The following is an 11512-nucleotide window of genomic DNA, read 5'->3' on the forward strand; positions in this document are numbered from 1 at the left end:
TTACCCGGTTTGGAAATGCGAAGGCTTTTATGGGGTACACAGGTTTGGTGCCGCGGGAATACTCAAGTGGTCAAAGCCGATGGCAGGGAAGTATTACGAAATCAGGGAATACCCACCTTCGCCGTTTACTGGTCGAATCCGCTTGGAGTTATCGCTATACACCTGCGTTGAAAGGAGAGTTAAAGAAACGTCAACAAGGAAAATCGCCTGAAATACAGGCCATATCCTGGAAGGCACAGCATCGGTTACATCGAAAATATACGAAAATGCTGTCAAAGGGGAAGCCAAGTGGCAAAGCAGTTGTGGCTGTGGCGCGAGAATTAAGTGGATTTATTTGGTCGATTGCCAGAGAACTTGAAGAAAAAAGAATACATGGATGAGTCGCCTCTTTAACAGGACGCTTGTTATACCAAAGTTCAATTTTGTTGATTCAAGGTAATCCCATGCCTCCATCCGAACCCGCGAATATCAGACTGCTCACCGTTGATAGCTTTTGCCTTCTAGTTCAGCTTGTTCACCCCTCTTGTATAAAAAGGGGCAAGGGAAAACCAAGGGGAGTTACAAACTGCCTATTGACAGTCTCGTTCATATCAGCGATTGGAGGATCAAATGGACGCCGCAGCGGCCTTGTTCACCGCTCTTTTGCGAGTCTGTCCGACGAAAGTTGCCATTGCGCAGCATAGCGACTGAATCATGACTGCATAATTGGCCGCTAACGCTGCTTAGTTTCGGTCATTTGCATAGATACCTTACAACATGTTTCATCGGACAGACTGTTAGTGAAGAGAGAAGGAAGCAAGTTTGCTGCGCCGATTATTTGAATCCGCTTACAAGTAGGCTGGGCGAACCAATAAATACAGGGGGAGAGGGATCTATGTTTCAAGGGAATATTACGGCCCGGTTCAAAATGATTTACGGAATCGTATTTTTGATGATCATATCCGCTACGGTATGGCTGTCGTACTTAAGCTCCAAGAGCAGTCTGGAGGATCAGCTGAAAAATACGAATATCGCTCTGCTCAGCCTGGTTCAGCAGAAGATCGAGATGATGCTGCGGGAGATCGACACGAACACGATTAACTTTATTCAGGAGCCGGAGGTTGCCTTCCTCCTGAACGGGCAGTATACGACCGACGAATTGCGGTTTAACCACTTCAATATTTTGAATGCGAAGTTCAAGACGCTGATGAATGCGAACAGCAATATTTCGTCCTTTTACCTGTATTCCATCCAGAACAAAAGCATGCTGACCGACAGCACGTACGCCGACGAGGCCGACTTCTACGATATGAGCTGGCTGCCCGCGTTTAACGGGATGACGAGGTACCAGCAATGGCTCGACACCCGCCCGATTACGCAAATTAGCAATGCATTTCAATTGGAAAAAAATGTGATATCCCTTGTGCGCCAATTTCCGTTAATCAGCAATCCGCAGTTCCGCAAAGGCGCCATTATCGTGAACGTCGACGAGAGGACGATAGCGGATCTGATGGAGGACGTGGACAAGCAGCGGCTCGGCCAAACGCTGGTCGTAAGCGAGCAGGGAACGATCATCTCCTCGCAAAATAAACAGCAGCTGTACGCACCGCTCGACAGTTTGCCGGCGGCGCCCGCTCTGGAGCAAATGCAGGGCACCGGCTATGCGATTGAAGACACCCCGGAAGGCAGCTTTACGACCTTCTACGTATCCAGCGCCTATAACGGCTGGAAGTATATCAGCATCGTGCCGAACCCGGTCATGAATCGGCCGCTGGAAATTACCCGCAACCTGCTGCTGGCGATCGCAGCGGGGATGTGCCTCGTGGCGATTGCGCTTGTCTATGCGGTAAGCAGCTACACGTTCCGTCCGCTGGACCGCTTCTTTCGTTCGTTTGCGGGTAAGAAAATGGAGCGTCCCGGCGATTTGACGTATATGGAGAAATTTTTCAAGCAGATGATGTCGGATAACGAATCGCTGCAAAAGCAGATGCACGAGAGCCTGCCCGCGCTCAAGTGGAGGCTCATCATGAGTCTTCTGATGGCCGATACGACAAGCTATAACCGCATGGTTCAATATTTCGACGTGCTGGGCATCCGCTTCTACGACTCCCGCTTTGTCGTTATGGTCATCGAGCTGGACCGGATTCAGGAGATCGCCTCCCCGCGCGATGTTTATCTGTTCACCTATGCGATCAGCAATGTCGCCCAGGAGCTGGTATCGGGCGTATGCAGCGGAGTGGCGGTCGAGATCAGCGACGGCAGCGCAGCCGCCATTATGAGCTTCGAGGAGGACGATCCCAAGGCCAACCAGATTCAGGCGCTGCAGGCGGCCGATCTGGTCAAGGATTACGTGGAGACTCATTTCAAGCAGACGGTGACGATCGGCGTCGGGAGCCCTCATCTTCATCTGAAAGGGATTCACCGGTCATATCAGGAAGCCCTCAACGCGCTGAAGTATAAACTGATCATGGGAGAGAATACGGTCATTTCCGTCGACGATATTACCGGCAATCACAACGATCAATTTTACCGGATATGGGCGCTCGGTGATTCGGTCGTCGGACATATTCGCAACCCGGACGAAACGAAGCTGGAGGAGCAGCTGGATGTGCTGTTCGGGCAGATTATCGCAAGCAGCGTGCCTCCGGAAATGATCAAGCAAATGTGCATCCAGCTGATCATGAAGTCGATCAAGGCGGTTTCGGAGAAAGGGCTCGATATTAAGCGATTTCTCGATCCGAACGAAAATATTTATTACCGGATCGATTCCTGCGGCAGCGTGGACGAAATCAAACGATATATCGCCTCGTTCCTGAAGCAGCTTATCGTTCTGGCCGGCGAGAAGCGGGAAGGAAAAGGCAGCGGCGATACGATCGGACAGGTGATCCGTTATTTGGAGCAGCATTATATGGACAGCGATTTGTCGCTTAATCTGATGGCTTCGCAGTTCGGCCTGAGCGTGCCTTATTTGAGCAAGCTGTTCAAAGAGACGACCGAGACGAACTTCATGGATCACCTGATCCGCATCCGGATGGAAAAGTCGAAGGAGCTGCTCGCCGATCCGAAGCTGAAAATCGGAGCGATCGCAGAGAGCGTAGGCTACAACAATCCGCAAAGCTTTATCCGCATTTTCAAAAAGTATACCGGCCTAACACCCGGAGAATACCGGGAAACGACGCTCCATAGCGGTGAAAATCAAGATTAGGTTAAAAAAGGTGAGCGGATTAAAAAATGAGAACGGCGGCTGAAGGACAGCAACTTAAAGTCATAGAAAAAAAATAATCCCAAAATCCGGGCAAGAGCGTTCGCCCCGGTCCGCGGTGTTCGGCCCGTTCAAGGGCAAAGCAACGACCGGGGACAGCTGCGCCGGGAAGAACGATGGACGCCGCAGCGGGCTTTTTCGCCTCATTTCTATAGCCAAGGCTTAAAAACGGTGCAAAGGATTAAAAAGTGAATATTTCCAAGTTGCGCCCTCAGCGTATACGATGACAATGTAATCCGAGAGCGCAGAGAGAGGAGGTGGAACGCATGAGTTCACCAATCGGCGATATCGCAGAGCAAAGCCGGACCGTATCGTCCGCGCAGGCCGGAAGATGGAAGGCGGCATGGAAATATATCAAACGCGACAAATATTTATACCTGCTGCTCGTTCCGGTGCTGGCGTATTATTTGATCTTTAAGTACGCGCCGATGTTCGGCGAAATTATCGCATTCAAAAACTACCGGTTCGCGGACGGGATTTGGGGGAGCCAGTGGGCCGGGCTCAAGCATTTCCAGCGGCTGTTTACCAGTCCGGATTTTTTCAATGTACTGAAAAATACGCTGCTGCTGAATGTATACAGCATCGTCTTCGCTTTTCCCGTCCCGATCTTGCTGGCGATTTTGCTCAACGAGGTGCGGGTCGAGTGGTACAAACGAATGATACAAAATCTGCTCTATATTCCGCATTTTATTTCCTGGGTCGTTCTGGGCGGTATCGTCATCGCGCTGCTGTCGCCGTCCACGGGCATCGTCAATACCGTGCTGAAGCTGCTTGGGCTGGAGCCGGTCTACTTCATGGCGAGCAACTTCTGGTGGCCGATCATGTTTATTGTGTCGGGCATATGGCAGAGCGCGGGCTGGGGGACGATTCTGTATTTGGCGGCTATGGCGGGCATCGACCCGCAGCTGTACGAAGCGGCCAAGATCGACGGAGCGAGCAAGCTTCGCCGCATTTGGCATGTAACGATTCCCGGCATCCGCAGCACGATTGCGATACTGCTCATTCTCCGGGTCGGGCAGATGATGGACGTCGGCTTCGAGCAAGTCTTTATTTTGCAAAATAAAGCGGTATACGAAGTTTCGAACGTTATCAGCACCTATGTATACCATGTCGGACTGGAAGGGGCGCAGTACAGCTACACGACGGCGCTCGGGTTGTTTCAATCGGTCATCGGGCTCATTCTGGTCGTCGGCGTGAACAAACTGATTAAGGCCATGGGGGAAAACGGGCTATGGTAAGGAGGGAAACGAATGTCCGGTCACTCATCACCAGCTTCTCGATTGCTTTATAGTTTACTGTATGTCATCCTTGCGTCTTTGGCCGTCATGACTTTGTTTCCTTTCGTCAACGTGCTGGCTACTTCCTTAAGCGGTTCCAGAGCGATCAGCTCCGGAGAAGTGTTCTTGTGGCCGAAGGATGTTACCTTCGCATCGTTCAGCAATCTGATTCAGGACGGCCAGCTGCTGGTCGCGATGAAAAACACCGTCGTCATTACGGTCGTCGGAACGGCGCTCAATATCGCGATGACGATCATAGCGGCCTATCCGCTCAGCCGTAAGCGGCTTAAGGGACGCAGCGCGTTCCTGATGATCATCACCTTCACGATGCTGTTCGGCGGCGGGTTAATTCCGAATTATATCCTGATTAAAACGCTGGGGATTATGAACACCTATTGGGCGCTATGGCTGCCGGGACTGCTCAGCACGTACAACTTTTTCGTGATGAAGACGTTTTTCGAGAATTTGCCGGCGGAGCTGGAGGAATCGGCGTCGATCGACGGCGCCAACGATCTGGTCATTATATGGCGCATTATTCTTCCGCTGTCGCTGCCGATTATCGCTGCGCTGACACTGTTCTATGCGGTGGGCTGGTGGAATTCGTACATGAACGTGCTGATGTACATTACGAGCTCCGGCAAGCAGTCGCTGATGGTCAAGCTGCTGCAGATGATCGATACGACGAGCCAGAGCTTGCTCAATGCCGGCGCGACGAACGGAGGCGAGGGCGCGGTCATGCAGACGCTGGTTTCGCCGGAAGGCATCCGGGCGGCGGCCATCATGATTTCGGTGACGCCGATCTTATGCGTCTATCCGTTCCTGCAAAAATATTTTGTCAAGGGCGTCTTAATCGGTTCGTTGAAAGGATAAAGCGATTGCAGGTTATATAAACAGGAGGCGAAGTTATCGATGATCCAACGTAAACGTATGGCCGTTTTGCTGGGCACGACTCTGCTTACGACGATGGTTGCAGCCTGCTCCTCGGGGAGCGAGGAAGGACAGAGCGGCGACGGAAAAAAGGACGACGGCTCGAAAAAGCCCGAGGTCAGCATCTCGATCCTCGATCGCGGGCAAATCGCCAGCGACGAAGGCACCTACGAAAGCAATCGCGTAACGAAGTATATTAACGAGAAATCGGGACTTAACGTTAAATGGGTGCCGATTTTGCGCACACAGTCGACGCAGAAGCTGAATACGCTTATTGCGGCGGGGGAAGCGCCGGACTTGATGTGGGAATACGGGCGCGATTATATGTCGACGCTCAAGGATCAAGGCGCGATTCAGCCGATCGACGAGTATATTGAGAAATACAGCACTTCGTACAAGGCGTATTTGCAAGCGCATCCGGAGTTGAAGCCGTATACGATGTTCGACGGCAAGACGTATATCGCCACCAGCGCGCGCGGAATCGATGCGATAGCGAACCATGCGATGTGGATTCGGCAGGATTGGCTCGACAAGCTCGGCTTGAAGATGCCGACGACGATGGATGAACTGATGACGGTGCTGCGCGCCTTCAAAGATAAGGACCCTGACGGCAACGGGAAAAACGATACGCTCGGCGCCGCCTTCAATTTTAACTATACCGGGATTATTCAGGCCTTGTATGCGGCCCACGGAGGGCTGTGGTATCTGGAAGGCGACAAAATTGTCAAAGGCAACTTTACGGACAGATACGCCGATGTTCTGGCCACGCTGAAAGCGATGTTTGACGAAGGGCTGGTCGATAAGGAATATATTACCGATAAAAACTATCAAAAGGAACGGCAGCTGTTTGTTACGGGCAAGGCGGGCGTTTATTTTGCAAGCTGGAATATTCCGGCGGAGTACCGCGAGCTGAAGCAAAACGTGCCGGATGCGAAGCTCGTTCCCTTCGAGCCCGTCTCCACGAAATACGGCAAGTTCGGTCTGTACCAAGAGCCGCCTGCCAACAAGCTGATCGTTTTCAACAAAAATATGAAGGACCCGCAAGCCGCCATCAAGCTGCTCGACTGGATGATCGACAAAAACTGGTTCGACGTCCGCTTCGGTCAAGAAGGCGTGCACTACAAGCTGGTGAACGGGGTTCCGCAAGCGATCGACGCCGAGAAGAACAAAAAGGAGATCATCTATGCTCCTGAGTACGCCGTGCTCGATCAATACAGTCCGAAGCCGGAAGATTTCGCGATTATGGCGGCCCAGGATACCATCTCGCAAGAGTACGCCAAGTTGCAGGGCGAATCGCTGACGGTAGCGATGAAAAATAAATTCCGTCGGGACATTCCGTTCAACCCTACGTTCCCTGAGTTGAGCGAAATTCAAACGTCGTTCGCTCCGCTGTCGGAAGAAATTGAGACGAAGGTCATTACCGGAGGAACGCAGTACACGCCGCAGTGGGGGATGGAGCAGCTGCGCAAGGAATGGAAGCGTCTTGGCGGGGATAATGTCGACAAGATGGCGCAGGAATGGTATCAGAAAAATTTGAAGGGTCAGTGATGCGGGAGAACAAAGGCGCTTGACGGCCCGGTTAAGGCCGAGGCCCAGCCCGCAAAAGCGATCATGAGGCGTTCCGACACGGCGGCAGGTCCGCTGCGGAGCGGATTACGGACGCCTCCCTCTAATGAATTAATGTCATTAAATATTAATGATATAAATAAGGAGTGGAAACCTATGACGATCGATCATCATCGCATGCTGCTTAAGGAGCTGGAGCGCTGGCATCCCGACTACAATCCCGAGCTGCAGATGGTTCGCAGGCCGTTCAGTTCTCCCGGCTACCATACGACGCTGAAGCGGGAGCAGGTGACGCATACGCATCCGACCTTGGCGGCGCTTGTCTACGCGCTGGGGCTGCTCGACTCGGAGGACGAAGCGCTTGCCGCCCGGGCGTCGGATATTATCGGCAAGGTCATCGGCCTCCAGGATCAAAACCGCGAGAACGCGACCTTCGGCATTTGGTCGTGGTTTCTGGAGGAGCCGCTGTCCATGATGGCGCCGCCCGACTGGAACTGGGCCGATTTCTGCGGCAAGCGGCTTGTGCTGGCGGAGCAGCGCCACGGACAGCGCTTTAGCGCGGAGCTGAGAGAGCGGCTGCGCCACGCCGTATACTGCGCATGCGATGCGATCATGAAGCGCAACGTCGGCCCCGGCTATACGAATATAGCCATTATGGGAGCGTTCGTGACGCTGATTGCCGGCGAAGTGTACGGGGAAGAGCGTTACCGGGACTACGGCTTGGAGCGTCTGCGCAAGTTCAGCGACTATACGAAGGAGCTCGGGACGTTTCAGGAATTCAACAGCCCGACCTATACGGTCGTCGCGATTCAGGAGCTGTCGAGCATCCATACGTCGACCGGTCTGGAGGAAGCGAAGCGGCTGAGCGCCGATATGCTCGATGTCGCCTGGAGAATGGCCGCCGAGCATTATCACGTGCCGACGGGCGAATGGTCCGGCCCGCACAGCCGCAGCTACAGCACGGCGACGACGGATGCGGTCCGCTCCTTCCTCGAGCTGGCGTGTCCGGGCTCGCTGTCTCTGCTGCCCGAAGAACGGTTCGCCTACAATCTCGATTGGTACGGCAGCGGGATTCGCTGCCCCGAAGCGTACATATCCGCTTTCCGCCAGGCGCAAACCGGGGAATTCAGGCAGGTCGTGCAGAGAAGCGCCGCCGGTGAGCCGGTGAATACGGCGACGACCTACAAGGACGAGCGGATCAGCCTCGGCACGTTCAGCAGGGACGTCATGTGGAATCAGCGGCGCAATCTGCTCGCCTATGTGCCGAACGGGGAAGGCTTTACCTATATGCATCTGCGTTTTTTGCACGACGGATACGATTATTCGTCGGCCGTCTTCTACGGCGAGCAGCTGCAAAACGACGTTCTGTTCGGCATCGGCTTCTGCACGGACGGCGGGGACACCCATATCGGGCTCGATCCGATCGACGGGACGATCGAGGCGTCCGACCTGCGGCTGCGGTTGGAATTCGGCGGCAGTCAGGAAGGCGTTGCGGCGGATTTGACCGACGCTTGGAGCGAAGCCGCCGCTGAAGCGGGCACCGCGCTTGAAGCCGCTAGCGGCAGCGCCGCCGCAACGCGCGGAGGGGCGGATCTGCGGACGGCGAACGTGCGGCTGGATCGCGGGCTTGCCGTGCAGGCGCAGGTTTTGTTCGCTGCCTTCGACGGCGAACGCCCCGAATGGAAGATAAGCGCGGACGAAGGCAAATTATGCGTAGACTATGTGATCTACGCCGGAGCCAGGAAGCGCTTCGATTTTCGCGGCATGGAGCAGGCGCTGCTCGTGTTCGCCCTGCGTCTGGGCAGCGCAGCGGAGCCGGCGGGGCTGAACGCGTCCGCCGTGCCGGAGCGCGCCGCCGCCGCTGTTTCGGCTTCGGCCGAGAGGAAGCCGGAGGGCCCCGGCGCTGCGGCTCCGGAGGCCGCCGAAGCGGCTGAGCGCCGTCCGCGCGTGCATGCCGAATGGCATACGGACGGCGGCGGGACGCTGCGGCTGAGCCTGCCGCTTAAACCCGCGCCGAAGCAGGAGATGCTTCAGCCATAGCAAACGCGAAGAAAGGGGAGCTTCATATGTCCAAAGGAACTGTGGTAACCAATGAGTTTGCCGAATATACGGACGCATACACCGGCCGCAAGGTAACCAGGCTCACGTCGCCGGAGTATATGAGCCACCACCCTTATTTTTATTATAAAATGGTGACGGACGATAGCCGTTATCTTATTTACGCCAGCGACAGAGAAGGCGATGGAGCGCGCCAGCTGTACAAGATGGATTTGCACGACGGCACGGCGGTGCAGCTGACCGAAGGCGGCGGCGTCCATGATTTCAGCTGCTCGCTTACGAGCGACGACAAGCATTTGATCTTTTGCCGGGATCAGCGCGTAATCCGGATGGATTTGGCTTCCTTGAGCGAGGAGACGATCTATGAGACGCCGGCCGGCTGGCAGGCGAACGCCAATCCGGGATTGAGCCCGGACGACCGTTACCTGGTGCTGACCGAGATGAACGAGCGGGATGTCGTGCCCGAACGGGGCGATTGGTCGACCTTCGAACCGCAGTGGGCGGCGAGGCCGCACTGCCGGATCGTCTATGTGGACATCGAGCGCCGCACTTCCCATGTCGTTCATGAAGAGCCGCATTGCTGGCTCGGTCATCCGCAGATTCGGCCGGGCGATCCGTCGACGATCCTGTTCTGCCACGAAGGGCCGTGGAACCGGATCGACGCGAGGCTGTGGCTGATTCAAGCCGACGGCTCGAATATGCGCTGCGCGAAGCCGCAAACGCATGAAGAGCTGATCACGCATGAATATTGGCTCGCCGACGGCTCCAGGTTTGCGTTTGTTTACCGCCATCACGAGCAGGGACTGAAGGAGAGCATCCGGTTTATCGATCCCGCGACGCTGAAGGAAGAGATTTGGATGGAATGCTCCAAGTACTGCCATTTTATTTCCAACCGGGATCATACGTTCATCGTCGGCGACGGCCAGCTGCCGGAGGAGCATTTCATTTATCTCGTCGATGTACAGAAGCGGACCGAGGAGAAGCTGTGCTCTCACGGCACCAGCTGGAAAGGCTACGGCAACACGCAGGACGCCCATCCTCACCCGTCGTTTGCTCCCGACAGCTCCTTCGTTATTTTTACGTCCGACCGGGAAGGGATGCCTTGCATTTACCGGGCCGAGCTGTAAAATAAGGATTGCTATTATCTGAATTTTCTGATATAAAAAGATTAATGAAAAACGGACTGCGCGCGACTGGCGGAGCATGGGGAACCATGAGGGAGCGCGCAGCGGATGAGCCGTACGCCTGGGCGAAGTATTCGGTCTATTATGGACCGGATACTTTTTTTCGTTTTCCCGGGCACGCAGGAGCAACGGTTCCCGAGAACGGCGGGGAACAGGTCGACGTTGCCGGGAGCAACGGGAATTTGCCGTTATTTAACTTTTACTGTGAATGAATAGGAGAAGGAGGAAATTCGAATGAACATTCGCTGGCTGCAAGCAGAAGACATCCGTGAGGTAGAGGCGATGATGGCGGACTATCCGCTGCAATATCCGAAGTTTGTGAGGGAGCGCTATCCGTCCCGCTGGGCGGACCATTTGCGTACGAAAAACCGAAACGCATGCGGCTATGCCGTCGCCGTGTCGGAGGGGGAGCGGCTGATTGTCGGCCATGCGGGCTATGTGTTCAATCAGGAAGCCGGGATGTACGAGATCGTCGGAGTGGTCGTTTCATCTCGGTATGGACGTCAAGGGACGGGAAGAGCGCTGCTGCGATTCGTCGAAGAGCGGCTTCGCAGCGAGGGAGCGGAGCAGGTGTTTCTGCATACGCTGGGGCATCCCGGCAATGAAGGGACGCTTTGTTTTTATCGCAGTATCGGTTATTTTCAAACAAGCCATGAAATCGATTTCTTCAGGTCCGGTTACCACCGGGTTACGTTCGTCAGACGGCTTGCCCGCGATGAGACGGCGGAATCGGCTCTGACGATCCGGCCCGCGGTGAGCGAAGAGGAGCGGGAGACATTCGCTTCGATCCTGGAGGAAGGGGCGTTCTGGCTCGCCGATCGGGGAGCGGCAATGTGGACGAAGCGGCAGGTGACGGCGGAGTCCATCGCTGCAGCCTACGGCCGGGAAGGGCTGTACGTCGCCTATGTGAATGGACAGGCGGCGGGTGCCGTGATTGTGCAAGCCGGCCTAGACGGGGGCCAGCCAGACGGTCCGCAGGCAGACGCGCTCCGGCTGCACAAGCTGTGCGTGCGCCGGGCCTATGCGGGAACGGGCTTGTCCAGAAGAATCGTCGGTTGGACTATCGCCTATGCCCGTGAGAAGGGCTTGCGGCGGGTACGGCTGGACTGTGCCGCAGACAGGCCCAAGCTTTGCGCGTTCTACGAAAGCTTGGGATTTCGCAAGGCTGGCGAGACGCTAGTATTGGGCAAATACCCGACGGCTTTTTACGAGTACGGCTGGGAATAAGAAGGCGTGGGATTATTTTACATTTGCGCGAG

General features: G+C 55.1%; 8 protein-coding genes and 1 riboswitch. All 8 genes read left to right on the plus strand.

Translation table 11 applies throughout. The features are described 5' to 3' along the window. Positions 1–380 (plus strand): transposase (locus tag N0M98_RS27980; protein ID WP_259618533.1); only part of this gene is annotated, 380 nt, incomplete at its 5' end. A gap of 494 nt (positions 381–874) precedes the next feature. Continuing rightward, positions 875–3184: a helix-turn-helix domain-containing protein gene (locus N0M98_RS27985; RefSeq protein WP_249863663.1), complete on the plus strand. Its 2310-nt coding sequence runs from the start codon at positions 875–877 to the stop codon at positions 3182–3184. 323 nt (positions 3185–3507) lie between these two features. Next, positions 3508–4479: an ABC transporter permease gene (locus N0M98_RS27990; protein ID WP_249863662.1), complete on the plus strand. Its 972-nt coding sequence runs from the start codon at positions 3508–3510 to the stop codon at positions 4477–4479. A gap of 12 nt (positions 4480–4491) precedes the next feature. After that, positions 4492–5388: a carbohydrate ABC transporter permease gene (locus tag N0M98_RS27995; RefSeq protein ID WP_259619816.1), complete on the plus strand. Its 897-nt coding sequence runs from the start codon at positions 4492–4494 to the stop codon at positions 5386–5388. 39 nt (positions 5389–5427) lie between these two features. Continuing rightward, positions 5428–6993: an extracellular solute-binding protein gene (locus N0M98_RS28000; RefSeq protein ID WP_259619817.1), complete on the plus strand. Its 1566-nt coding sequence runs from the start codon at positions 5428–5430 to the stop codon at positions 6991–6993. 174 nt (positions 6994–7167) lie between these two features. After that, entirely contained in the window at positions 7168–9051 is a 1884-nt protein-coding gene (locus tag N0M98_RS28005; protein WP_259619818.1) for a DUF8769 domain-containing protein, read from the plus strand. A gap of 26 nt (positions 9052–9077) precedes the next feature. Next, a complete protein-coding gene (locus tag N0M98_RS28010; protein ID WP_249863658.1) occupies positions 9078–10196 on the plus strand; it encodes an oligogalacturonate lyase family protein in 1119 nt (372 codons plus the stop codon). A 52-nt stretch (positions 10197–10248) separates the two neighbouring features. Further along, positions 10249–10327: riboswitch (ZMP/ZTP riboswitch) on the plus strand. Between the two features lie 160 nt (positions 10328–10487). Beyond that, the gene (locus N0M98_RS28015; RefSeq protein ID WP_259619819.1) at positions 10488–11480 is read left to right on the plus strand and encodes a GNAT family N-acetyltransferase; all 993 of its coding nucleotides are present in this window, start codon (positions 10488–10490) and stop codon (positions 11478–11480) included. Positions 11481–11512 lie beyond the last annotated feature (32 nt).

The sequence above is a fragment of the Paenibacillus doosanensis genome, assembly GCF_025060755.1.
GTDB classification, from domain to species: domain Bacteria; phylum Bacillota; class Bacilli; order Paenibacillales; family NBRC-103111; genus Paenibacillus_S; species Paenibacillus_S doosanensis.

What these genes read in the sequence shown, in the direction of transcription:
- N0M98_RS27985 (WP_249863663.1), top strand. Translation starts at nt 875, where the DNA reads ATGTTTCAAGGGAATATTACGGCCCGGTTCAAAATGATTTACGGAATC.
- N0M98_RS28005 (WP_259619818.1), top strand. Translation starts at nt 7,168, where the DNA reads ATGACGATCGATCATCATCGCATGCTGCTTAAGGAGCTGGAGCGCTGG.
- N0M98_RS28000 (WP_259619817.1), top strand. Translation starts at nt 5,428, where the DNA reads ATGATCCAACGTAAACGTATGGCCGTTTTGCTGGGCACGACTCTGCTT.
- N0M98_RS27990 (WP_249863662.1), top strand. Translation starts at nt 3,508, where the DNA reads ATGAGTTCACCAATCGGCGATATCGCAGAGCAAAGCCGGACCGTATCG.
- N0M98_RS27995 (WP_259619816.1), top strand. Translation starts at nt 4,492, where the DNA reads ATGTCCGGTCACTCATCACCAGCTTCTCGATTGCTTTATAGTTTACTG.
- N0M98_RS28015 (WP_259619819.1), top strand. Translation starts at nt 10,488, where the DNA reads ATGAACATTCGCTGGCTGCAAGCAGAAGACATCCGTGAGGTAGAGGCG.
- N0M98_RS28010 (WP_249863658.1), top strand. Translation starts at nt 9,078, where the DNA reads ATGTCCAAAGGAACTGTGGTAACCAATGAGTTTGCCGAATATACGGAC.